General features: G+C 34.5%; 23 protein-coding genes and 1 pseudogene. 21 read left to right on the top strand and 3 right to left on the bottom strand.

Features of this window, described 5'->3' with window-relative positions; translation table 11 throughout:
- The first annotated feature begins 79 nt into the window (after positions 1-79).
- Positions 80-1,309, top strand: coding sequence for an RsmB/NOP family class I SAM-dependent RNA methyltransferase (locus ABEB23_RS02930; protein ID WP_348810879.1), 1,230 nt, complete (start codon positions 80-82; stop codon positions 1,307-1,309).
- 129 nt (positions 1,310-1,438) lie between these two features.
- On the opposite strand, the gene rho is transcribed toward ABEB23_RS02930, so the two are convergent.
- Positions 1,439-3,205, bottom strand: a complete 1,767-nt coding sequence (rho, locus tag ABEB23_RS02925; protein ID WP_348810878.1) for a transcription termination factor Rho — start codon at positions 3,203-3,205, stop codon at positions 1,439-1,441.
- 182 nt (positions 3,206-3,387) lie between these two features.
- Between rho and ABEB23_RS02920 the strand changes: the two genes are divergently transcribed.
- The 3 genes from ABEB23_RS02920 (at position 3,388) to ABEB23_RS02910 (ending at position 6,353) form a co-directional block, all read left to right on the top strand.
- Positions 3,388-3,801, top strand: a complete 414-nt coding sequence (locus ABEB23_RS02920) for a DUF4293 family protein (RefSeq protein WP_348810877.1) — start codon at positions 3,388-3,390, stop codon at positions 3,799-3,801.
- 166 nt (positions 3,802-3,967) lie between these two features.
- Positions 3,968-4,630 (top strand): response regulator, encoded by a 663-nt coding sequence (locus tag ABEB23_RS02915; RefSeq protein WP_348810876.1) that lies wholly within the window; start codon positions 3,968-3,970, stop codon positions 4,628-4,630.
- Positions 4,631-4,655: 25 nt separating this feature from the next.
- Positions 4,656-6,353: a tetratricopeptide repeat-containing sensor histidine kinase gene (locus ABEB23_RS02910; RefSeq protein WP_348810875.1), complete on the top strand. Its 1,698-nt coding sequence runs from the start codon at positions 4,656-4,658 to the stop codon at positions 6,351-6,353.
- Here ABEB23_RS02910 and ABEB23_RS02905 read toward each other — a convergent pair whose 3' ends face one another.
- Complete coding sequence (locus ABEB23_RS02905; RefSeq protein WP_348810874.1) at positions 6,354-6,851, bottom strand: metallophosphoesterase family protein; 498 nt, start codon at positions 6,849-6,851, stop codon at positions 6,354-6,356.
- A gap of 192 nt (positions 6,852-7,043) precedes the next feature.
- Here ABEB23_RS02905 and truA point away from each other — a divergent pair, with 192 nt between their 5' ends.
- The 15 genes and pseudogenes from truA to ABEB23_RS02830 all read left to right on the top strand — a co-directional run bounded on the left by truA (position 7,044) and on the right by ABEB23_RS02830 (position 20,050).
- Positions 7,044-7,805 carry a tRNA pseudouridine(38-40) synthase TruA gene (gene truA, locus ABEB23_RS02900; RefSeq protein ID WP_348810873.1) on the top strand — a complete coding sequence of 254 codons (762 nt, stop codon included), beginning with the start codon at positions 7,044-7,046 and terminating at the stop codon, positions 7,803-7,805.
- A gap of 155 nt (positions 7,806-7,960) precedes the next feature.
- Positions 7,961-9,715: an ABC transporter ATP-binding protein gene (locus tag ABEB23_RS02895; protein WP_348810872.1), complete on the top strand. Its 1,755-nt coding sequence runs from the start codon at positions 7,961-7,963 to the stop codon at positions 9,713-9,715.
- A gap of 311 nt (positions 9,716-10,026) precedes the next feature.
- Positions 10,027-11,415 carry a dihydrolipoyl dehydrogenase gene (gene lpdA / locus ABEB23_RS02890; RefSeq protein ID WP_348810871.1) on the top strand — a complete coding sequence of 463 codons (1,389 nt, stop codon included), beginning with the start codon at positions 10,027-10,029 and terminating at the stop codon, positions 11,413-11,415.
- Between the two features lie 285 nt (positions 11,416-11,700).
- Positions 11,701-12,615 carry a cysteine synthase A gene (cysK, locus tag ABEB23_RS02885; protein ID WP_348810870.1) on the top strand — a complete coding sequence of 305 codons (915 nt, stop codon included), beginning with the start codon at positions 11,701-11,703 and terminating at the stop codon, positions 12,613-12,615.
- A 356-nt stretch (positions 12,616-12,971) separates the two neighbouring features.
- Positions 12,972-13,106: pseudogene (locus ABEB23_RS02880) on the top strand (integrase); the annotation flags it as partial.
- 132 nt (positions 13,107-13,238) lie between these two features.
- Positions 13,239-13,886 (top strand): DUF4145 domain-containing protein, encoded by a 648-nt coding sequence (locus ABEB23_RS02875; protein ID WP_348810869.1) that lies wholly within the window; start codon positions 13,239-13,241, stop codon positions 13,884-13,886.
- 157 nt (positions 13,887-14,043) lie between these two features.
- Positions 14,044-15,255 (top strand): hypothetical protein, encoded by a 1,212-nt coding sequence (locus ABEB23_RS02870; protein ID WP_348810868.1) that lies wholly within the window; start codon positions 14,044-14,046, stop codon positions 15,253-15,255.
- A 164-nt stretch (positions 15,256-15,419) separates the two neighbouring features.
- Positions 15,420-15,932 (top strand): hypothetical protein, encoded by a 513-nt coding sequence (locus ABEB23_RS02865; RefSeq protein ID WP_348810867.1) that lies wholly within the window; start codon positions 15,420-15,422, stop codon positions 15,930-15,932.
- 177 nt (positions 15,933-16,109) lie between these two features.
- Positions 16,110-16,514, top strand: coding sequence for a lysozyme inhibitor LprI family protein (locus tag ABEB23_RS02860; RefSeq protein WP_348810866.1), 405 nt, complete (start codon positions 16,110-16,112; stop codon positions 16,512-16,514).
- A gap of 194 nt (positions 16,515-16,708) precedes the next feature.
- A complete protein-coding gene (locus tag ABEB23_RS02855; RefSeq protein ID WP_348810865.1) occupies positions 16,709-17,038 on the top strand; it encodes a LytR/AlgR family response regulator transcription factor in 330 nt (109 codons plus the stop codon).
- Between the two features lie 94 nt (positions 17,039-17,132).
- The gene (locus tag ABEB23_RS02850) at positions 17,133-17,645 is read left to right on the top strand and encodes a hypothetical protein (protein ID WP_348810864.1); all 513 of its coding nucleotides are present in this window, start codon (positions 17,133-17,135) and stop codon (positions 17,643-17,645) included.
- A gap of 266 nt (positions 17,646-17,911) precedes the next feature.
- Positions 17,912-18,319, top strand: coding sequence for a GNAT family N-acetyltransferase (locus tag ABEB23_RS02845; RefSeq protein ID WP_348810863.1), 408 nt, complete (start codon positions 17,912-17,914; stop codon positions 18,317-18,319).
- The gene (locus ABEB23_RS02840) at positions 18,316-18,627 is read left to right on the top strand and encodes a DUF1905 domain-containing protein (RefSeq protein WP_348810862.1); all 312 of its coding nucleotides are present in this window, start codon (positions 18,316-18,318) and stop codon (positions 18,625-18,627) included. Before ABEB23_RS02845 ends, ABEB23_RS02840 begins: the two co-directional genes overlap by 4 nt.
- 411 nt (positions 18,628-19,038) lie before the next feature.
- Positions 19,039-19,506, top strand: a complete 468-nt coding sequence (locus ABEB23_RS02835; protein WP_348810861.1) for a hypothetical protein — start codon at positions 19,039-19,041, stop codon at positions 19,504-19,506.
- Positions 19,490-20,050 carry a hypothetical protein gene (locus ABEB23_RS02830; RefSeq protein ID WP_348810860.1) on the top strand — a complete coding sequence of 187 codons (561 nt, stop codon included), beginning with the start codon at positions 19,490-19,492 and terminating at the stop codon, positions 20,048-20,050. The genes ABEB23_RS02835 and ABEB23_RS02830 overlap by 17 nt, the downstream gene beginning before the upstream one ends.
- 371 nt (positions 20,051-20,421) lie before the next feature.
- Here the strand turns inward: ABEB23_RS02830 and ABEB23_RS02825 are convergent, their stop codons facing one another.
- The gene (locus tag ABEB23_RS02825) at positions 20,422-21,216 is read right to left on the bottom strand and encodes a winged helix-turn-helix domain-containing protein (protein ID WP_348810859.1); all 795 of its coding nucleotides are present in this window, start codon (positions 21,214-21,216) and stop codon (positions 20,422-20,424) included.
- A 207-nt stretch (positions 21,217-21,423) separates the two neighbouring features.
- Here ABEB23_RS02825 and ABEB23_RS02820 point away from each other — a divergent pair, with 207 nt between their 5' ends.
- Positions 21,424-21,972, top strand: coding sequence for a hypothetical protein (locus tag ABEB23_RS02820; protein ID WP_348810858.1), 549 nt, complete (start codon positions 21,424-21,426; stop codon positions 21,970-21,972).
- 483 nt (positions 21,973-22,455) lie between these two features.
- Entirely contained in the window at positions 22,456-22,854 is a 399-nt protein-coding gene (locus ABEB23_RS02815) for a GNAT family N-acetyltransferase (protein ID WP_348810857.1), read from the top strand.
- Positions 22,855-22,975: the final 121 nt, after the last annotated feature.

Genomic DNA, 22,975 nt, shown 5'->3' with positions numbered 1-22,975 from the left:
AAATTTAAAAACAACATTAATTATTTAAAATTTAACTTTCAAATCAATTAATAGTACCTTTGCACCTCAATTATTTAAAATGAGATTACACAGAAATTTAGTTTATACTACCATCGATGCCTTAAACGCCATTTTCAATGAAGGTGAATATGCCGATAAAGTGGTAGCAAGATCCTTAAAAAAAGATAAGCGTTGGGGAAGCTCCGACAGAAAATTTGTTGCAGAAACCATCTACGAAATCGTACGTTGGAAAAGACTATACGCAGAGATTGCTGAAGTAAAAGAGCCATTTGACAGAGATAATCTTTGGAGAATGTTTTCAGTATGGGCCGTTTTAAGAGGCTATCCAATTCCTGATTGGAGACAATTAGAAGGGACACCTGAACGAAAAATAAAAGGACGATTTGATGAGCTTTCAAAAATAAGAGCTCTAAAAGAATCTATTCCTGATTGGATGGATCAATTGGGAGTTAAAGAATTAGGCGAAAAAGTTTGGGCTACTGAAATAGCAGCTCAAAACCAACCTGCTAAAGTGATCCTTAGAGTAAACACCCTAAAAACGACTAAGGAAAAATTAAGAGCAATCTTGATGGACTTAAACATTGAAACTGAATATTTAAAAGATCAGCCGGACGCTTTGGTACTAAAAGAAAGAGCCAATGTTTTCCTTACTGATGCTTTTAAACAAGGCTTTTTTGAAGTTCAGGATGCCAATTCACAATTGGTTGCCGCTTTCCTTGATGTAAAACCAGGAATGCGTGTAGTAGATACTTGTGCTGGCGCTGGCGGAAAAACATTGCACATTGCCGCTCTGATGGAAAACAAAGGTCAGTTAATTGCTATGGATTTATATGAAAGTAAATTGAAGCAATTGAAATTGAGAGCCAAAAGAGATGGAGCTTTCAATATTGAATATCGCATTATTGATTCCACAAAAGTGATCAAAAAATTACATGAAAAAGCAGATCGTGTTTTGATTGATGCGCCATGTAGTGGATTAGGAGTTCTAAAAAGAAACCCTGATGCCAAATGGAAATTACAACCGGAATTCATTGATAATATTCGCAAAGTACAGTCGGAAGTTTTAGAAAGTTATTCTAAAATTGTAAAACCAGGCGGAAAATTAGTTTACGCAACCTGTTCTGTTTTACCATCTGAAAATCAAGAACAAGTAGCCCGTTTTCTGACTACTGACATTGGTAAGCAGTTTAATTTTATAAAAGACCAAAAAATACTGGCTTCTGAGTCTGGTTTTGACGGTTTTTATATGGCTTTATTAGAACGAAAAGAAGAAGCTAAAAAAGTATAAGGTTTAAAGTTTTAAATCTTACTTTCATAAAAAAGTCCTCGAAATTCGAGGACTTTTTTTATATCATTATTTTTTCTGCTTACTCTTTTTTCTAGGTTAAAATTAAACTAAAAACTTTCAACTAAATTCTTAATCATTCATCGAGATTAAAAACTCTTCATTGTTTTTAGTTTTCTTGAAACGATCGTTTATAAAATCCATGGCTTCAACCGGATTCATATCTGAAAGATATTTTCTCATAATCCACATGCGTTGCAAAGTCTGTTGATCTAATAATAAATCATCTCGTCTTGTACTGGAAGAAGTTAAATCAATTGCAGGAAAAATACGCTTGTTTGCAATTTTTCTATCCAATTGTAATTCCATGTTACCGGTACCTTTGAATTCTTCAAAAATCACCTCATCCATTTTAGATCCCGTTTCTGTCAGGGCTGTGGCGATAATACTCAATGAACCTCCATTTTCAACATTTCTGGCGGCACCAAAGAAACGTTTTGGTTTTTGTAATGCGTTGGCATCAACACCCCCACTTAATACCTTTCCGGAGGCAGGTTGTACCGTGTTGTAGGCTCTTGCCAAACGCGTAATCGAATCTAAAAGAATCACAACATCGTGACCACATTCTACCAAACGTTTTGCTTTTTCAAGAACGATATTAGCAATTTTCACATGTTCTTGTGGTTCTCTGTCAAAAGTAGAAGCAATTACTTCCCCACGCACGCTACGCTGCATATCAGTAACCTCCTCTGGCCTTTCATCTATCAATAATACAATTAAATATACCTCAGGATGATTTGCGGCAATGGCATTAGCAATATCTTTTAACAACATCGTTTTACCCGTTTTAGGCTGCGCGACAATCATACCACGTTGTCCTTTACCTATTGGCGAAAATAAATCGATAATTCGAGTTGAAATCGTGCTTTGCTTTTCAGCTAATTTGAATTTTTCTGAAGGGAAAACTGGCGTTAAATGTTCAAAAGAAACACGATCACGAACTACTTGAGGATCATGTCCGTTTATTTTTAAAACTCGAACTAAAGGGAAAAACTTCTCCCCTTCTTTAGGAGGACGAACCACACCCTTTACAGTATCACCCGTTTTTAGTCCAAACAATCTAATTTGTGAAGTTGATAAATAAATATCATCTGGCGAAGCTAAATAATTATAATCTGAAGAACGCAAGAATCCATATCCATCAGGCATCATTTCCAAAACACCTTCACTTTCTATGATTCCATCAAACTCAAAATCAGAATGACTGAAATTATTTTTTTTGTTTTTAAAATTTGGATTTTGATTCGGATTTTGGTTTTGCTTATTCAGCTGGTTTGGGTTTATTTTTTTTGCTGGAGCAACTGTTTCCGTACTCTCCGTTTTTGCAGGAACAACTACTTCTGTTTCTGTCGCTTCTGTCGTCTCTGTAACTGTTGTATTAGAAACAACCTCATTTTCACTTTTAACTTCCTTAGCTTTTTGTAAAGCTATTTTCTTTTCGTAAGCCGACTTATTAAATTTTACAATTTTGCCCACTTTTTTACCCGGTGTTTCTTGTATTGGAGCTTCACTTGCTTCCACTGCAACTACCGGATTTATTTCCACTGAAATATTTTCTTTTACTGGAATTTCTTCTGCTGGAAAAAGAGAATCGGCTGAAGGTTTTTGGATAGCTACTTTTTTTACTGGAGTAATTCGAGCTCTTTTCGGCTTATCCTCTTCTTTTTTACTTTGTTCTTTTTTAGCTGGAGCTGATTCAACGGTTGCCGCTTGATGCTCTAAAATCTGACTTATTAAAGTTTCTTTTTTTACACCGTTAAATTTTATGGTTTTAGCCGATTTAGCTATTTCTTGAAGCTCAGATAGCTTCATTTCTTTTAATGCAGAAATTTCAAACATGAATGTTCTATGAATTTAATTTATTTGGAAATAGTGAAAAGATAGGTAGTAAATTTTTTCGTTCTGAATAGACCGCAGTATGAAGTGCTTACGGCATTGTTATGCAATATTACGAATAAAATTTAATCATACAATAGTATTTATTAAAAAGAAAATATATTTTTGTAAAACAATTTCAAACAATGATACAAAGAATTCAAACCATATATTTACTTCTTGCATTTGTTGCTACCGGAATTTTGCCGTTTATTTTTCCTTTATGGACAGTAACCGGCGGTAAAGATTATTTCTTCATGCAAAACCAAATTTATGTTATTGCATTAGGTTTAAGCACTACACTTACTTTATTAAGCATTGTATCGTATAAAAAAAGACAAAATCAATTTGTTATAGGCAGATTGAATATCATATTAAATTTAATTTTATTAGGATTGTTTGTATATCGTTCACTAAATTTATCTGGAGAAACACCTGCTGTTTCTGAGAAAGGTATTGGGATGTTTCTACCTGTCTTGGCTATCGTATTATTAGTCTTAGCTAATAAGGCCATCAAGAAGGATGAAGATCTTGTAAAATCTGTGGACCGATTGAGGTAAACCTATAAACTTAGTTTATTAGTGCGAAGAAAACCCGAATAGTATTATTCGGGTTTTTTTGTGGTATATTAGATTTATTTTGCGAAATAAGGATAAAAAAAATCTTATAAAATTAAACTGCCGAATTGTTATTTTTTTATAAATTTGGAAACCCAGAAATAATACCATGACTAAGAAAATCCGAATTCATTTGGCCGATGACCACCAAGTACTCATTGACGGTATGAGGTTCCTACTACACACCATTCCCGATTTTGATGTTGTTGGCTTCTCATTAGACGGAAGTCATCTTTTTGATGAAGTTGTTGCCAACAAAACAGACATTCTTGTCATTGACATTAGTATGCCTGTAAAAGATGGTATTGAAGTACTCAAAGAATTCAACCAAAAAGGATTTCCCTGCAAAGTAATCGTTTTATCCAGTTATGACGATGTAAAAATAATCAAAGAGGTCATGAAACTGGGTTCGAGTGGCTATTTAACCAAACAATGTGCAGGCGAAAACATCGTTGAAGCCATCCATACTGTTTTGAACGGGGAAGAATTTTTTTGCAAATCAGTAAGAGAAAAAATCTTCAGTACTGCCACTAAAGACAATCCTAAACTAAACAGCTATCAAACGGCAGAGAATTCCATTTTAACCGGCAGAGAACTTGAAATTATCACTTTAATTTCGCTGGAATTCAGTGGTAAGGAAATTAGCGAAAAATTGTTTATCAGTACCAATACAGTAGAGACCCATCGCAAAAACATCATGAAAAAACTAGACTTAAAAAACAGTATAAGTCTGGTAAAATACGCCCTCAAAAACAATATAATAAAATCCTAAATCAAGCGATAAAAAAGATTTTTCTATGTCTAAAACCAGAATTCTTTTATTGCTGATCGTATTACTAAATGTTTTTGGTCGAGAGATTTTTGCCCAAGAAAAAATACTTAGTAAAAAAGAAATTTCAAAAGAGCTAAATGAGGCAAAAGAACTCATGAAAGCAGACAATTTTGAAAAATCTTTGGTGCTTTCAAGACATGCTTTACGTCATGCCATAATGATTAAGGACGATAATCTTATCGCCTATTCCTATAATACCATAGGAGGAAATTTTGACGGCTTGGCCGAAGTCGAAAAAGCTTTTTTTTACTACAAGAAAGGATTGCTTTATGCCAGTAAAACCAATAATGATGTGTTAAAAAATTGGCTGTACAACAATCTAGCTAATATCTATTGTTTTGATAAAAAACAATACAAAAAAGGAATCTTTTATTACAAAAAATCACTGGCCTACAGCAAAAAAATAAAGGACGCCAGTCAGGTCCTGTTCACCAAACTAAATATAACCTGGGCCTATTTTGATATTGGCAGTTTTGACGAAGGCTACCCCTATCTGAAATATATCAATGAGAATCATCCAAAATATGGAGACGCTTCGACAGCTGTTGTATTAAACATGCTCAACGGCATGTATTATGCTAATAAAAACGATACTAAAAAAGCCCATTTCTATTTCCAGAATGCAATAAAACTAGGAAATGAAGGAAGCGAAAAATCAGACTTATCGTATTCGCTCCAAGAATATTCTAAATTTTTACTAAAAAATAAAGAATATCAAAAAGCGTATGAAAATCTGGCGCTTTACAACACGATTACAACAGCCCTTAATGATGAGGAAAAGCTGAGAAAAGCAAATGTAGCAGGAATTAATCTCGAGATTGATGAATATAAAAGAGAGATTGATAATATTGAAACCAAATACAAAACCAAGGAACATCAATTATTAGAAAAACAATCCAAAAACAAAAAAATCAGTATTGTTATTATTTCTGTATTGTTAATGGTGATCATCCTTTTGTATTTTTTCTTTCAAAATATACGACTAAAACAAAAAAACAAACTCAACAGCATTAGAAGTAAAATTCAGCAAAACATCATTAATGCCTCTATCACCGGGCAGGAAATGGAGCGCAAAAAGGTAGCCAATTTTTTGCATGACAATATTAGCGCCCTACTCTCTTCAGCGGGACTGCATTTGAATGTGTACAGCATGAAAAATCAAACCCTAAGTGAAGAAATCGCCAAAACCAAAGCAATATTACAAGAAGCCCATGACAAAGTCCGTGATTTATCACACCAACTTTCACCCGCTCTTTTAGGTCGATTTGGTTTGTTCTACGCCTTGCAGGATTTGTGTGAAAAAAACTCCAATTCCAGTATTGTTTTTGAATATGAAAGCTCCATTCCAACTACAAAAAGGTATCAGGAAGAATTTGAAATGAAAATTTATTTCATCATCACCGAACTGCTGAACAATGTTATAAAACATAGTAAAGCGACAACTGCAAAAGTGAAAATCGAGGAAAATAACAACCAATTACAAATTCAGGTAGATGACAACGGCCAGGGATTTGACACACACAATTACTACACACTTGAAGGTTTTGGGCTTAATCAAATTCGTGCCAGGATTGATACCATGAAAGGTCATTTTGCCATAAATTCTAAACTAGGCATCGGAACAACTGTTCATTTAGACGTCCCTATTGACAACAAAGAATAATTATGCCTTCTTTTCGATTTCGATAATTTCTAAATCCTTTATCTTATCACCATCAATCACAAACCGTAACATGGTCCGCACTTGGTGAAAACCGCTTTTTCCCGCCGCGCCTGGATTCATGTGTAACAAATTGTGTTTTTTATCAAACATCACTTTTAGAATATGGGAATGCCCGCAAATAAATAATTTAGGCGGGTTCGCGTCCATTTCTGCTTTGATATTGGGATTGTATTTTCCGGGATAACCACCGATATGCGTAATCCACACATCGACTCCTTCACACATAAAACGATTGTGCAACGGAAATTCCAAGCTGGCTTTGGCATCATCAATATTCCCATAAACACAACGCAGGGGTTTTAGTTTTTTTAAGGTATCGGTTACGACCAGATCACCAATATCACCCGCATGCCAAACTTCATCTGCCTGAGCGACATATTTTAAAATGGTGTCATCAATATGACTATGGGTATCGGAAAGGAGTAAAATTTTTTTCAAAGTATTTTTTTGAAGGCGCTAAGAAACAAAGGTACTAAGGTTCTAAGATTTTATCTAATTAAGTTAAATCGTAATTCAAACTTTTGCAATTTTTTACTCAGAACCATTGCAAGTTTACAAATCAGAATCTTAGTACCTTTATAAAAACCTTTGTACCTTTGCCGCTCAGAACCTTAGAACCTTAATAAAAAATTGAGATATTTTATAAAATTAGCGTACAACGGAACCCATTACCACGGCTGGCAATACCAACCCAATGCATCGTCTGTGCAGGAAACCCTGAACAAAGCGTTTTCGGTTTTATTAAATTCGCGCTCAATCGACAGCGAACAGGCCAAACAAATTAATCTCATGGGAGCGGGACGAACCGATACGGGAGTTCATGCCAAGGAAATGTATGCGCATTTTGATTTTGAACCGTCTTTTGATATTCCGAATCTGGTACACAAACTCAATTCCTATTTACCCAAAGACATTGTCATTTATGATATTATCCCGGTTTCTGGTGAAGCGCACAGTCGTTTTGATGCTTTAAAAAGAACCTACGAATACCATATTCACACGTTCAAAGATCCGTTCTTAGAAGACCTGAGTTGGTATTTTCATCAGGAATTGGATGTAGATTTAATGAATGAAGCGGCGGATTTATTATTTAATTACACTGATTTTCAATGCTTCTCTAAAGTGAATACCGATGTAAACACCTTCGATTGCACTATTTTTGAAGCCAACTGGAAACAGGAAAACAATACACTGATTTTTACAATTTCGGCCAATCGTTTTCTAAGAAACATGGTTCGTGCCATTGTAGGAACCTTAGTCAATGTTGGTTTGCACAAAATTACATTAGCTGATTTCAATGCAATAATCGAAAGTAAAAACAGAGATAAAGCAGGTTTTTCGGTTCCGGCACATGGTTTATATTTGACCCAGATAGAATACGATTATTTATAGCTAGCTTTAGGCTTGAGAAAAAAAATACGTTTATAATTGCAATACGGAATAGCCCTGATAAAAGCGGCATCCTTTTACTTTTTTCTTTAAAAAGTAAAAGATATAGCGGATAGCAGGAAATAGCTCCTGAAAACAATCAGGAAAAATAAAAAAACATGAAAGCAAAGGCATTCGATACCCGATTATTCAAAAGAATACTTCAATATACCAAACCGTACCAAATGCGTTTTAGAGGCGTGATTATTTTCGCTGTCTCTCTTTCTGTTTTTGCGGCTTTACGTCCCTATTTATTGAAACAAACAGTGGATGGCTACATCAAAACCCACGATCAACATGGGCTTTTGTTGTACGTGACCTTGATGGGAATAGTGCTTTTATTGGAGGTGTTTTCACAATTTTATTTTGTGTTTTGGGCCAACTGGCTAGGTCAGGATATTGTGAAAGACATTCGTACCAAATTATTTCGACATATTTTAAGTTTCCGAATGAAATACTTCGACCATGTTCCTGTAGGACAACTGGTAACGCGTTCGGTATCTGATATTGAATCGATTGCCCGTATTTTCAGTCAGGGATTGTTCATGATTATCAGTGATTTGATGAAGATGCTTGTCGTATTGATTTTTATGTTCTACATGAACTGGAAACTGACTTGGATTGTCATTGTGGCCATGCCAATTCTGGTTTTCTTCACCCGAATTTTCCAAAAGAAAATGCAGGTTGCTTTTGAGGAAGTGCGAACCCAAATTGCGAATATGAACTCTTTTGTTCAGGAACGCGTTACGGGAATGAAGATTGTTCAACTGTTTAATCGCGAAAAAATTGAGTCGGACAAGTTCAAGGAGATCAACGATAAACACAAAAATGCCTGGATAAAAACCATCCTTTACAACTCCATCTTCTTCCCTATTGCCGATATTATTTCGTCATTGACCTTAGGCTTTATAGTGCTTTACGGAGGATTTAAAATTTTGAATGGAGATACTTTCACAACTTTTGGTGATTTATTTTCCTATACGATGTTTATTGGAATGCTGTTCAACCCCCTACGTCAAATTGCGGATAAATTCAATGAGATGCAATTGGGGATGATTGCTGCCAACCGTGTTTTTGATATTTTGGATACCCAAGATCAAATTCAAGATACCGGAACCATCGAGGCACCTATTTTTAAAGGAAATATTCGTTTTGAAGGAGTGCGTTTTGGTTATATACCGGATGAAGAGGTCATCAAAGGAATTGATCTAGAAGTTACTGCCGGACAAACTATTGCCATTGTTGGCTCTACAGGTGCCGGAAAATCAACTATTATAAACCTGCTGAACCGTTTTTACGAAATCAATAGCGGTTCGATTTATATTGACAATCACAATATCGAAAATTACACCTTGGGTTCTTTGCGTAAGCAAATTGCAGTGGTTTTACAAGATGTTTTTCTTTTTGCCGATACTATTTACAATAATATTACGCTGAACAATCCTGAGATTTCAAGAGAGCAAGTTTTGGCTGCAGCCAAAAAAATTGGAGTGCATGACTTTATCATGAGCTTACCGGATAATTATGATTTTGATGTCAAAGAACGTGGGGTTATGCTGTCCTCTGGTCAGCGCCAATTGATTGCTTTTTTACGTGCTTTTGTGAGCAATCCTAGTATTTTGATTCTGGATGAGGCGACTTCATCAATTGATACGTATTCGGAAGAACTGATTCAACGCACTACCGAAACTATTACCGAAGGCAGAACCTCTATTGTTATTGCACACCGATTGGCTACGATTGTCAATGCGGATAAAATTGTAGTAATGGATAAAGGATTGATTGTAGAACAAGGGACACATCAGGAATTAATCAATAGAGAAAGCGGGTATTACAAGAATTTGTATGATTCCCAGTTTTTGGTGGCGAATTAGTTTTTCTGTGCTGAGGTACTGAGGTGCTGAGATGCTGAGAGACTGAGAGACTGAGACGCTGAGAGACTAAGATTCTAAGACTTTTAAAAAACCGTTTCATCCGTATAATCTGGGGGCTGTTTTTTACCGCAAAGATGCAAAGGCGCTAAGAGACTGAGATACTTCGCACCTTCGCGGTTAAGAAACTTAACATAAAGATGTTCGAAAGCCCTAATTTTCAATCATTATTACTTTATTCCTTTGAAACTTTCTCAAAACAGAATAAATCCTTAAATTCGCCAAATCAATTAATTTAGAAAAACTTATATAAAATGAAATACGATATTATAGTTTTAGGAAGTGGTCCTGGAGGATATGTTACTGCTATCAGAGCCTCACAATTAGGCTTTAAAGTAGCCGTAATCGAAAAAGAAAATTTAGGCGGAGTGTGCTTGAACTGGGGTTGTATCCCAACCAAAGCATTGCTTAAATCAGCTCAGGTTTTTGATTATCTAAAACACGCTTCCGATTATGGTTTGACTGTTTCTGAATTTGATAAAGACTTCCCTGCGGTTGTAAATCGTAGTAGAGGTGTTGCCGAAGGAATGAGCAAAGGTGTTCAATTCCTAATGAAAAAAAATAAAATTGACGTAATAGACGGTTTTGGAAAACTAAAACCAGGTAAAAAAGTTGATGTTACCGATAAAGACAACAAAGTAACCGAATATAGTGCTGATCATATCATCATTGCTACCGGAGCACGTTCTCGTGAGTTACCAAACTTGCCTCAAGATGGTGTAAAAGTAATTGGATACCGTCAAGCAATGACATTACCAACACAACCTAAATCGATGATTATTGTTGGTTCTGGTGCGATTGGGGTGGAATTTGCACATTTCTATAATTCAATGGGAACTGATGTTACTATTGTAGAATTCATGCCAAATGTAGTACCTGTTGAAGACGAAGACATCTCAAAACAATTTGAGCGTTCTTTGAAAAAAGCGGGAATCAAAATCATGACCAATTCTTCTGTTGAACGAATTGACACTACTGGAGCTGGCGTGAAAGCATTTGTAAAAACTGCCAAAGGAGAAGAAGTTTTGGAAGCAGATATTTTACTTTCAGCAGTTGGAATCAAAACTAATATCGAAAACATCGGATTAGAAGAAGTTGGAATTGCTACCGACAAAGATAAAATCTTAGTAAACGCTTACAACCAAACGAATATTCCTGGATATTATGCAATTGGTGATGTGACTCCAGGTCAAGCTTTGGCTCACGTAGCTTCTGCTGAAGGAATCAACTGTGTTGAAAAAATTGCTGGTCTTCATGTAGAACCAATCGATTACGGAAACGTACCGGGTTGTACCTATGCAACTCCAGAAATTGCTTCTGTTGGTTTAACTGAAAAACAAGCTAAAGAAAAAGGATACGAATTAAAAATTGGTAAATTCCCATTCTCAGCTTCTGGAAAAGCAAAAGCTGCCGGAACTCCTGATGGTTTCGTAAAAGTAATTTTTGATGCTAAATATGGTGAGTGGTTAGGTTGTCACATGATTGGTGCCGGTGTAACCGATATGATTGCTGAGGCAGTTGTAGCACGTAAATTGGAAACGACAGGACACGAAATCCTAAAATCAATTCATCCTCACCCAACCATGAGTGAAGCTGTAATGGAAGCTGTTGCTGATGCTTACGGTGAAGTGATTCACTTGTAATATGTCTTCATAATACATAAAAACAACCCGATTTGAATCATTCAAATCGGGTTTTGTTTTTTAGCCCAAATTCTACCAGCTGATTTATGTTAATCAGATTCATTTTAGTAATTCCCCTTTTTACTTTCCTAGAAAATCTGCAGGCATCTTATTTCAAGTATTAACCTACAGCTTTTATTTTTCAGTAAATCAAAAAAAGAAATATTTATACTACTATTACTAGCCCAATCCTTTTGTAAATTGATAATTCTAAACTATATTTACTTTCAATTTAAACTAATTATCATGCTATACAACAATATATTAGAAACCATTGGTAATACACCACACGTAAAAATAAACAGACTATTCGGTTCGGTCCACAATGTTTGGATGAAACTGGAAAGAGTCAATCCAGGTGCAAGCATCAAAGACAGAATTGCCTTGTCGATGATTGAAGATGCGGAGCTAAAAGGATTATTAAAAAAAGGCAGTACCATTATTGAAGCCACTTCAGGAAATACCGGGATAGGTTTGGCGATGGTAGCCGCCGTAAAAGGATACAAATTAATCTTGGTGATGCCCGATTCAATGTCGGTAGAAAGAAGACGACTGATGAGTATTTATGGAGCCGAATTTGTATTGACTCCCCGTGAAAAAGGAATGAAAGGTTCCTTAGAGAAGGCTCATGAATTAGCAGCCGAAACCCCTAATTCCTGGTTACCGCTTCAATTTGACAACCCTGCCAATATAGAAGTCCATAAAACGACCACAGCACAAGAAATCATCAAAGCTTTTCCTGACGGGCTAGATTATTTAATTACAGGTGTAGGGACCGGCGGTCACATCACAGGTTGTGCCGAAATCCTGAAAGCACACTATCCTAATCTTAAGGTTTTTGCCGTTGAGCCCGAAGCTTCGGCAGTGATCAGCGGGGGTGCTCCTTCCCCACACCCTATTCAAGGTATTGGTGCCGGATTTATCCCAAACAATTTACACGTAGAAATTTTAGACGGAGCCATTCAGGTGACTAAAGACGAGGCGTATTCCTATGCTCAGAGAGCCGCCAAAGAAGAAGGAATCCTATTAGGGATATCTTCTGGAGCTTCCCTGGCAGCGGTGGCCAAAAAACTTCCTGAAATTCCGGCAAACGCCAAAGTACTAACTTTTTGCTACGATACCGGAGAACGATATTTGAGCATCGAAGGGCTTTTTGAATAAAAACATCCCATCTATTTTAAACGATACAAACCGATTGGTAAATGCCAGTCGGTTTTTTTTATGGGCGTATCCCTCCGTAAAACTGCGGGTCAGGCTGTCCGCTGTATCTTTTTCGTCAGAAGCTATGGTTGATGCGACAACAAACCGGAAGACGAAAAAGGATGCCGCTTCCATCCTTTACGCGGGACAACCATAACAATTTCAGTTTCAATGACAATTTCAATTTCAAACAACAATGAAAATGTAATAGTAATAAAAATTACAATCATTAATTAGAACCAAATTATTCAAAATATAATAAATAACCTACAATAAATATTTATCTTTAGCGTGCAGACAACTCGCGAGCCACCCATTTACTGGAAAGCGTAACTGATTTACGTTATATACTAGAATTATTAGGACATAACAGTAGCAAGACCACCGAAATTTATACTCACGTAAGTACGAAAAGTTTGCAGCAAATAAAAAGTCCTTTTAATGATTTATAAGAATTATTCTCTATTTTAGCAATAGCAACAGGAATGATACTAATCAGACCTACCTACCCATTTTTGGGTGTATAGGTCTGATTTTGTCAGACCTATATACAAGTTATGAGCAAGCTTAAAAAAAGACAATAAATGACAAATATTAAATTTCCAGAATACGCTAGTTCAGCCTACAATTGTCCTTTGTGTGGTGCCTATGCGAAACAACATTGGTTTTCAATAGCAAAAGCTTCAAACAATGGCCACGGAATAGCTGTACGTGGGATAATTGAAGATAATTCTGTTTCTGAATGTGACCATTGTGGCCAACACTCATTTTGGAAAGAATACAAAATGATTTATCCATATAGCGGAACTGCTCCCTTACCTAATCCAGATTTACCTGAGAATATAAAAGATGATTATATTGAAGCGCGAAATATAATCGAATTATCTCCTAGAGGCTCCGTAGCACTTTTAAGACTAGCAATTCAAAAACTATGTGTTTATTTAGGCGAACCAGGTAAAAACATCAATACTGACATTGGAAATCTTGTTGCAAAAGGACTTCCGATTAAAATGCAAAGAGCTCTTGATTCAGTTAGAGTTGTTGGTAATAATGCCGTACATCCGGGAGTTATAGACTTGAAAGACGATATTGAAATTGCTAGAAAGTTATTTGCTTTTGTTAACATCATTGCTGATGTTATGATTACTCAACCCAATGAAATTGATAAATTTTACGAAGAAACTGTTCCTGAAAATCTAAAAGAAGCGATTAACAAAAGGGACAGTAAATAAAAGCCAGCTCATAACAGCTACTACAGCAGATTTGGGCAATTGGCTTAATAGAAAAATGGTTTTGTATTTGGGAGAATTGGCAAATCCGAAAATAGAGCTTAATTTAGGCCCAAACCCGCTGTAGTACCAGAACGTTGTAGGCAATTATAAACTCTGAATGAACGAGAAAATAAAATTTACCGATTTAACTATTTCTAGTAAAGCTGAAAATGTTAGCCTCAAGAAATATTTTGATTCAATTAAGAGGAAATTACCTGAAAATTGGTCATGGTTACGAGATAGAAATTATGATGATAATGAAACATTTTTCATCGTTGAAGAAACCATTTTTATAAAAACTCCATATTTTAATAATAAACAGTATAACTTAATATATTTTGGCGTTTTAATATTAGGACTAACAGCAAATAAAATTATTCTCTTAGATATTGAAATTCCGAATCTAATTAACAATGAAGATTTAAGAACAATATATCCCAAGGATGAGATGTTAGAACCAAGAGCTTTATTTTTAAGTATCTTTTCTAAAGAAATTTTGAAAAAGAATAAATATTTTGAAAGCTTCAATCATACATTTGAGTTTGGAGGAAATGATGATGAAAATTGGTTTAAACATGATATTAGAGATGAAAGAAGTATTAAACTTCATGCGAAAGATACTAATAAAATATATTTTTTTGGAAAAGGGAAACAGGCAAAACACGCAGACAAAAGTATAATTTATTTTTCGCCAAACAATATTTCATTATCTCTAAGCTTAATGAAAAAGTCTTATAAAAAATCCCAAAAACAATTAAATAAGCTGTTAGAAAATCGCAATGAAAAACTAATCAAGTTATCAGAAAATGACAAAGAGGTGTTGTATGAATATTTTGAATCTATTACAACAAGTATAATTTTCGCATACATAGCTGTAGAATCTTTTGCCAATGCAGCAATACCAGAAGATTACATTTACGAAAAAATAAATGACCGAAAAATAAAAGAGTCATGGACAAAAGAGAACATTGAAAGATGGTTTTCAACGTCTCAAAAAATTTCTGAAATCTTGCCTATTGTCTTAAAAACTGATGATATAAAAGAACAAGCGTTTTGGTTAGAGTTTAAAAAACTTGAAAAAATTAGGAATGATATTGTTCACCAAAAGACAATTGAAAGCGGAACTAAGTTAGATTCAGATCTATATAATAAATTATTAGAAAAAGATATTTTTAAAACCATCGCTTCTTCGTTGTCAGTAATTGAGTTTTTTTATGACTATGATAATGCACATCCATATTTCCCCCTTGGTTTAGGAATTGCAAAATTTCAACTGAAAGAAATTGAAAATATTGACGCTGAATTTGGCTCATTTAGTGAAGTAGAATAACTGCCTACAACAGCTACTACAACGGATTTGGGCAATAGGCTTAATGGAAAGTTGGTTTTGTATTTGGAAAGATTTGGCAAATCCAAAGAATGGGCTTAATTTAGTCCCAAACCCGCTGTAGTACCAGAACGTTATGCGATATTGCCCAAATAAAACGCTGAAAAATGAAATTAAAACGAAACTCTATAATTTTTAATGTACTCTTTTTTTTATCACTCATATTGAATTTTATCAATTTGAAACTGTATGAAAAGACAATTATTCGAATAGAAATTATATTGGTATTTTACGCTATCGGTATTTTATTTTTTATGATGTTTAAAAACAATCTAAAAAAAATAAGTCCGTGGAATGATTTTAATAATTTCGTCTTTAGTTTTTTAGTTGTTGGAAGTTATTTAACTATAATATTTTTAGGAGCAAATTACAGTTTTTCTAAAAAACAAACCGAATTGAAAACCTATGAAATTGTAAGGAAAACCGAAATTAATGGGGGAAAATATAACAGAAATAATAAAACTCCAGCCGTAATTATTAATACAGAAAACAATGACACTAAACGAATTGAATTTAAAAGAAATTTAAAAAACAAAGTTGATTTTTCAAATTCGTTGGAACTAACATTATCAAAAGGTCTGTTCAATTTTTATATAATCCGAAATGCAGAACTTAAATAAAAACATCGCATAACAGCTACTGCAACGGATTTGGGCAATTGACTTAATGGAAAGTTGGTTTTGTATTTGGGATGATTTGGCAAATCCGAAAATAGGGCTTAATTTAATCCCAAACCCGCTGTAGTACCAGAACGTTATGTGACATAGAACCAAAAATGCGCTAAACCAAAATGATTTATGATACAAAAATCAATAACTATAATTCTTTTTATACTTTCCTTTAATTGTAATTCACAAACACTAAAAACAATTGAAAAAATTGAATCATCTCATCAAATTTGTTTAGATAAAGGAGATAATATGAAAGGGTGTTCTGTTGAATATTACAAAAAAGCCGACAGCTTACTTAATGTTACTTATAAGAAACTAAAGCAAAAACTTACCATTGAAAAACAGTCAAGTTTAAAAACGGAACAATTGGAATGGTTAAAAAAACGTGATAAATACTTCCAAAAAGTCTATTCAGAAACTAAAAAAGAAGGAGATTTTATTGAAGGCAGTAATGATTTTGATATGATTGTAATAGACAAAAAGGCAGAATTTGTTTTTGAAAGAGTAAAAGTACTTATTAAAAGAACATAAATCTACGTCACATAACAGCTACTACAACGGATTTGGGCAATTGGCTTAATGGAAAGTTGGTTTTGTATTTGGGATGATTTGCTTAGCCTGTTCACTATCGCTCGGGTGGCAAATCCGAAAATAGGGCTTAATTTAACCGCAAACCCGCTGTAGTACCAGAACGTTAGTGGCAATTTTAACGAAACGACCATCAAATGACAAATCAACAAAATTTTACTTTTATAAAGACTGACAGAAAATTAATCAAATTAAGTTTTGACGACATTTTGTTTGTAAAAGGGTTGGGAAATTATGTTGAAATCTTTGTCAAAAACAACAAAAAGTATGTTTACTACAAAACTTTAAAAGACCTTATTGACAAATTGCCTGATGAATTTATGAGGGTTCATAATTCAAACATCGTGAATTTGAAAAATGTGGAATATATAGAAGATAATCATTTAATTATTGGCGAACATAAAATTACAATAGCAAAAAGTTACAAAGATTGTCTATTAAACAGTATTGATAAATTGTTACTTTAAATAAGAAATTTGATAGATGACATAAAAACCTAAACGAAGTAAATAACTTATTTTTTTGGACAAAATTATCTGAGTTGCTTTGTAAAAAAAGATTATGAAAGAATTTTTATTTTACTTAACGACTATGGTATTTATGACAACAGGGAATTTAAAAGCACAAAACAAATCATTTGAGGATGATGCAAAAACAATTGACAAATTAATAAAAGCAAGTTATGAGGTTGTCTCAGGCGAAAAAGGTGCAAAAAGACAATGGGAAAGAGACAATTATTTACATCATCAAAAAGCAGTATATTCTTATTTTGACAGAAAAACGCAAAAACAAGTAACTATGACATTGCAAGAATTTCATAAAGAAACTGATGAAATGGTTTTTAATACAGCTTTTTATGAAAGTGAAATTAATCGAGAAGTTAGAATTTTTGGCAATATTGCACAAGTTTGGAGTACTTATGAAACGAAATTAAAAAAAGGCGGAAAAGTTGAACGAAGAGGAATAAATAGCATTCAATTAGTTTTTGAAAATAATCGTTGGTATATTATTTCTTGGGTATTTTGTGGAGAGACGGACAAAAATATAATTCCAAAAACGTTTGACAGAAATTAAAAAAACTGCCCATAACAGCTACTACAACGGATTTGGGCAATAGGCTTAATGGAAAGTTGGTTTTGTATTTGGGATGATTTGCTTCGCCTGTTCGCTGTCGCTCGGGTGGCAAATCCGAAGAATGAACTCAATTTAGTCCCAAACCCGCTGTAGTACCAGAACGTTAGCGGTTATTGTAAGACGACAGAAAACCAACAGAAATGCGAAGTAATTTTATAGTTAGAAAGGGTCTAATAAGCGACTTGACTGAATTGCAAACATTGTTCGTGGACACAATAACGACAATTTGTGCTTCAGACTACGACAAACAACAAATTGAAGTGTGGACTTCAAGCGTTGAAAACAAACAACGTTGGGGGGAAATTATAACAAAGCAATTCATTTTAGTTGCTCAAGACCAAGATAAAATCGTTGGCTTTGCGACACTTGACAGCGGAAATTACTTTGACTTATTGTATGTTCACAAAAACCACCAACGACAAGGAATTGCACAGCGATTACTTGACGACATCGAAGCCGAAGCAAGACGACTAAAACAACCCGTTTTGACTTCTGACGTCAGCAAAACTGCAAAACCGTTTTTTGAAAAAAATGGTTTTAAAACTCTTGAAGAACAGACGAACAAAAGGCAAGGCGTTGAAATCATTAATTATAAAATGATTAAATATTTATGACTTCAAAAAGCAACGGTAAAATAAAATATGAGTTTATCACAAAAATATGGCAACACGCAGGACAAGGCGGCTGGCATTTTGTTTCACTTCCACACGAGTTGGCAAAGGAAATTAGAGATAACCTGAAATCAGAAGAAGAAGGTTGGGGACGACTAAAGGCAACTGCGAAAATTGGAAATAGTGAATGGGGAACTGCAATTTGGTTCGACACAAAAATGAACACTTATTTATTGCCACTCAAAGCCGAAATAAGAAAAAAAGAAAAACTTGAAACAGAACAAAATATCAAAACTATTATCTGGATTTAATAAACAACGAACCGCTAACAGCAGCTACAACGGATTTGGGCAATAGGCTTAATGGAAAAATGGTTTTGTATTTGGGATGATTTGCTTCGCCTGTTCGCTATCGCTCGGGTGGCAAATCCGAAAACAGGGCTTAATTTAGTCCCAAACCCGCTGTAGTACCAGAACGTTACAGGCAAGTTGCACCGAAAATACGCAGATGAAAACAATTTAAAAACACGAATTTCTTTCCGCAGAAAATTTAAAAACAAAAGCGTGAAAGTTGGAATCTAAAAAGAAAAAACTTGAAAGTTGGAGTTTGACAACAGAAGTGTGAAAGTTGGAATTTGACAGCAGAAACTTGAAATTAAGAATAAAAGTTGAATACAATATTATACGGAAAATACAAACCTTAAATTATAATCCAAAAAGGGAATGCAATCAAAACTTAACATCACTGAATTTAGAGAAAAATTAAAAAGCTCTACAAAAATTGGACATCCACAACTCAAAATTAATACTCCACTCAATTTGTTTTTTTTCGATTCTTCAAAATCTTTTTACGGACGTTACGATGACACAACATTCTATCTAACTTTAAATTACAGAATTAATCGTAGCTCATACCTTATAAAAGGAAAATATAAATTTGTGAATAAAAAACTTCAAATTCAATATGAAATTTTTCCAAAATTTAAATATCAAAAATATTTTTTGCTATTATGGTTAGTTTGTGGAATTGGTATGATAATTTATATCAATCTTACATTCAGTAACAAAAATAATGTAATAATCCCAAGTCTATTTTTATCACTAATGTTAATCTTTGGAAGTTGGAATTACAAGTATAGTAAAAGAATTATAGAACAGAAATTTAGAAAAACATTTGAAATTTACACGTAAAAATAACCAGCCTGTAACAGCTACTACGACGTTGGTGGCAATTTTACCGCAGAAAAACACAAAAAAATATATGAAGACATTACTTTCAATTATACTTTTAACATTTTCAGTTACAAATCTACTTGGACAAAGTAATTTACCGAAAGCAAACGAGAAATCCTTCCCAACTAATATTCAAAAAGGAAGCATTGATGAACTTGAAAAGTTTGACGGAAAAGTAGTTGCCTTTAATGGAACAATAGAAAGAATTGAAAATAGTAGAAACAACACGCCATTTTACAGACTTAAAATTAGTGACGATAATTATTTATGGACAGTATTAATGTTTAAGAATGAAGCAAATAAAATTGGAGACAAAATAAGGATTGTTGGGTATTTAAATCAAGCCGTACCAAATAAAACTGAGAAACAATATTTAGACGGAAAATTTATGGTAATTGCGTTTGGACTTATTGACTTTGAAAATTCAAACTTTTTATTTTTAGGCGGTGCAGAAAAACAAAAACAAGAATGGTTGGACGGAAAAATTCCAAGTACCGAATAAAAACTGCCACTAACAGGTACTACAGCGGATTTGGGCAATTGGCTTAATGGGAAGTTGGTTTTGTATTTGGGTCCCGAAGCTTCGGGATTGGCAAATCCGAGAATAGAGCTTAATTTAGTCCCAAACCCGCTGTAGTACCAGAACGTTAGCAGTAATTTTAAAACGAATTCCTATGAAATATTATATATCATTATAATTGGAATTATCTTCATTTTCAGGAGACTTTGCTGAGAAGCCGCTCCTAAATTAAGTACACTTTCCGAGAAATGAAGGATAATTCTTTTAATGATACCACATTAATAGCTCACTATAGAGTTTTACAAATGCCAAATTGAATTCTATTAACATCAGTTCGGAGCGCGAAGATTTTCTTAAGAGCGAACTTCAAGCTTATATCCCTTGCTGCGTATAACAACAATGTTAATATTCGGATCAAGCTCTAGTTTTTTTCTAAGTTTTGATATGAACATATCCAGACTACGCCCCACAATAACACCTTCATCTTCCCATATCTCTTTTTGGAGTCGGCTTCTCTCTATAGTCTCGTTAGGAGATAATGCGAAAATGAGCAACAGACGCGTTTCAGTTCCGGTCAGATCTATGTTTTTTTTATTTATTAGCAGTTGCCGTTTCTGCGCATCAAATAAGACCGAACCAAAAGTGAATATCTTGTTATACTCATCTTTAGGTAAGGCTTTCCGCGGCTTAACCGATCTCAAAAAAATAAAGCCAACAAATGCTAAAAATGACAGGCCGCCCAAAAAATATTTATTCCTTGCTGTAGTTATGCCATTCGGTTTAAATTTAATATTAATCATATAACATGCTATGGGTTGTCTTCTTCCTTTACATGCTACAATATCATCTTTCTTATTTTTGGATATAGCATATCCATAGGCTACACTGGAGTTGCCACAGTTAAGTACGTTAACAACATAATCACGTGCGAACGGGTCTTTGGCTAACAAACGCTGAGTAGTATTCACCAGGGAGTCGGTTTGAAAAGTAAGCTCATTCTCAAACCTGATTTGATATTCATTTTCAGCTATCTTTTTTACCGGAAGAACTCTTGATGTACTGTCGCCGGACTGTAAGAGTAATTCATGTCCGATCCTGCGGAGTAAAACTTCCCTTCTGGCGATATCAAAATCGTCACTATCAGTCATACCGAAAGCTGCGCAGATTACAGAGATAAACGAGAGTAGTATCAATGTGAATAGGTATTTGCGTTTTCCGGAGAGGAGATTTCGACTAAGATGCATAGTGTCAAGTTTTTATTTACAAAGTTTACATTTTTATTTACAATCCCAATCTCTCAAACCGAAAAATATCAATGTAAATTCGAAGAATCAATTTGAAAAGATATGAAACATATGAAAAAAACCATCTATGTGCTGATCTTACCGCTGGCTGTGGTGAGCGTACTAGTATTTGCTAATCGTGAAATTAAAAATGAAACTAAGCCATCCCCAAAGCCGTTGTCCATTGCTGAAAGGAAAGCCGACCTGGATGATAGAAAAAAATGGGAGGCTTCTCCTGACGGTATAAAGTACAAAGAATGGGAGGTTTCTCCTGAAGGTAAAAAAGTGCATGCCAGTTATGATAAAATAAAGAAATACATAAAGGCTTTCACCAATATGGAGGCCGTGGTAACCTCTCTTACTTTTCAGCGCGCAAACGGGAAATCATCAGGACCAAAATGGCTTATAGTCAGGATTAATGGGGAAGAATACATGATGCAATTTATTCCTAAGGATTTTCAGCAGTTAAATAGCCTGAAAGTTAACGACAAAATAATTATAAGAAGCCGCAACGCAGGGTATTCGCATAATCATCCATATTTGATTATATCGGGCGACTATATTGCGCGAAATAATAAGATACTTTTTAAACGTGACTTTAGCAAAAATAACGGTTGCTGAGGATTAGGGGCCTCAAGATTAGCGGCACCCAAGGCTGCAAGCCGAACAGAGCGAAGCTAATGGCAATTAAAACCCCCTCTAACGTCTCAAAAAACGATAATAAATGTTCAAAGAATCTCCCGTAGAGCTACTGGAAACACTAGCAAAAAACATTAAAAGCCTGCAAATTCCCGATTGCAGGCCAACCGAGTAATTCTCAAAATGCCTTTCAAGAATAATTATGGATATTGGATTGATAACAATTAGTGTTTGATGATTTCCGAAAACAATTTGCTGCGATAGAAATTAGCAAGGAAAATTTTGAGGAAAAGTGGAAATTATTATAAAAACTAATGCTAACACGTGTTTTACGCTATTGCTGGGCTTGCTCTTGCTATTTTGCTCTTCGTGGAAAATAATCCGGTGACTACAATTCTATCTTTCAAGAAAATTCGTAGGTTTGTTTGGTTCAGTAAGCATTGAGCGACATTAAACATTGACAATATGAACATAGAATATAGTTTTGACAAACGACCAACAGCAGAACAAATAATTAAACTTTACGACGACACAGGTTTGCCTAGACCAACAAATGACAAAGAACGGATACAAAAAATGTATGACAGTTCAAATCTAATAGTTACAGCTTGGGACAATGACCTACTGGTTGGGGTTTCACGTTCAATTACAGATTGGGTTTGGAGTTGTTACCTTGCAGACCTTGCCATTCATCCCGACTATAAAAAAGGTGGAATTGGCAAAAAACTTGTTCAGTTGACAAAAGAAAAACTTGGAGATGAATCTATGATACTTTTGCTTTCAGTTCCAACTGCAATGGAATACTACCCAAAAATTGGAATGACAAAAGAAGATAGAGCATTTACAATACTTAGAACAAAATAGTGTTAAACTAAAAATTGACTTTCTTCATAACCTAAACAAAATATTCTGCTAACAGTCACTACAACGATTTGGGCAATTGGGTTAATAGAAAGTTGGTTTTGTATTTGTGCTGATTCGCTTC

Origin of the sequence: Flavobacterium maritimum, assembly GCF_040049085.1 — a bacterium.
In the GTDB taxonomy this organism is placed as follows: Bacteria; Bacteroidota; Bacteroidia; order Flavobacteriales; family Flavobacteriaceae; genus Flavobacterium; species Flavobacterium maritimum.
This window is presented reverse-complemented; position numbering and strand designations above follow the sequence as displayed.

What these genes read in the sequence shown, in the direction of transcription:
- ABEB23_RS02930 (WP_348810879.1), top strand. Translation starts at nt 80, where the DNA reads ATGAGATTACACAGAAATTTAGTTTATACTACCATCGATGCCTTAAAC.
- rho (WP_348810878.1), bottom strand. Translation starts at nt 3,205, where the DNA reads ATGTTTGAAATTTCTGCATTAAAAGAAATGAAGCTATCTGAGCTTCAA.
- ABEB23_RS02920 (WP_348810877.1), top strand. Translation starts at nt 3,388, where the DNA reads ATGATACAAAGAATTCAAACCATATATTTACTTCTTGCATTTGTTGCT.
- ABEB23_RS02915 (WP_348810876.1), top strand. Translation starts at nt 3,968, where the DNA reads ATGACTAAGAAAATCCGAATTCATTTGGCCGATGACCACCAAGTACTC.
- ABEB23_RS02910 (WP_348810875.1), top strand. Translation starts at nt 4,656, where the DNA reads ATGTCTAAAACCAGAATTCTTTTATTGCTGATCGTATTACTAAATGTT.
- ABEB23_RS02895 (WP_348810872.1), top strand. Translation starts at nt 7,961, where the DNA reads ATGAAAGCAAAGGCATTCGATACCCGATTATTCAAAAGAATACTTCAA.
- lpdA (WP_348810871.1), top strand. Translation starts at nt 10,027, where the DNA reads ATGAAATACGATATTATAGTTTTAGGAAGTGGTCCTGGAGGATATGTT.
- cysK (WP_348810870.1), top strand. Translation starts at nt 11,701, where the DNA reads ATGCTATACAACAATATATTAGAAACCATTGGTAATACACCACACGTA.
- ABEB23_RS02875 (WP_348810869.1), top strand. Translation starts at nt 13,239, where the DNA reads ATGACAAATATTAAATTTCCAGAATACGCTAGTTCAGCCTACAATTGT.
- ABEB23_RS02870 (WP_348810868.1), top strand. Translation starts at nt 14,044, where the DNA reads ATGAACGAGAAAATAAAATTTACCGATTTAACTATTTCTAGTAAAGCT.
- ABEB23_RS02865 (WP_348810867.1), top strand. Translation starts at nt 15,420, where the DNA reads ATGAAATTAAAACGAAACTCTATAATTTTTAATGTACTCTTTTTTTTA.
- ABEB23_RS02860 (WP_348810866.1), top strand. Translation starts at nt 16,110, where the DNA reads ATGATACAAAAATCAATAACTATAATTCTTTTTATACTTTCCTTTAAT.
- ABEB23_RS02855 (WP_348810865.1), top strand. Translation starts at nt 16,709, where the DNA reads ATGACAAATCAACAAAATTTTACTTTTATAAAGACTGACAGAAAATTA.
- ABEB23_RS02850 (WP_348810864.1), top strand. Translation starts at nt 17,133, where the DNA reads ATGAAAGAATTTTTATTTTACTTAACGACTATGGTATTTATGACAACA.
- ABEB23_RS02840 (WP_348810862.1), top strand. Translation starts at nt 18,316, where the DNA reads ATGACTTCAAAAAGCAACGGTAAAATAAAATATGAGTTTATCACAAAA.
- ABEB23_RS02835 (WP_348810861.1), top strand. Translation starts at nt 19,039, where the DNA reads ATGCAATCAAAACTTAACATCACTGAATTTAGAGAAAAATTAAAAAGC.
- ABEB23_RS02825 (WP_348810859.1), bottom strand. Translation starts at nt 21,216, where the DNA reads ATGACTGATAGTGACGATTTTGATATCGCCAGAAGGGAAGTTTTACTC.
- ABEB23_RS02820 (WP_348810858.1), top strand. Translation starts at nt 21,424, where the DNA reads ATGAAAAAAACCATCTATGTGCTGATCTTACCGCTGGCTGTGGTGAGC.
- ABEB23_RS02815 (WP_348810857.1), top strand. Translation starts at nt 22,456, where the DNA reads ATGAACATAGAATATAGTTTTGACAAACGACCAACAGCAGAACAAATA.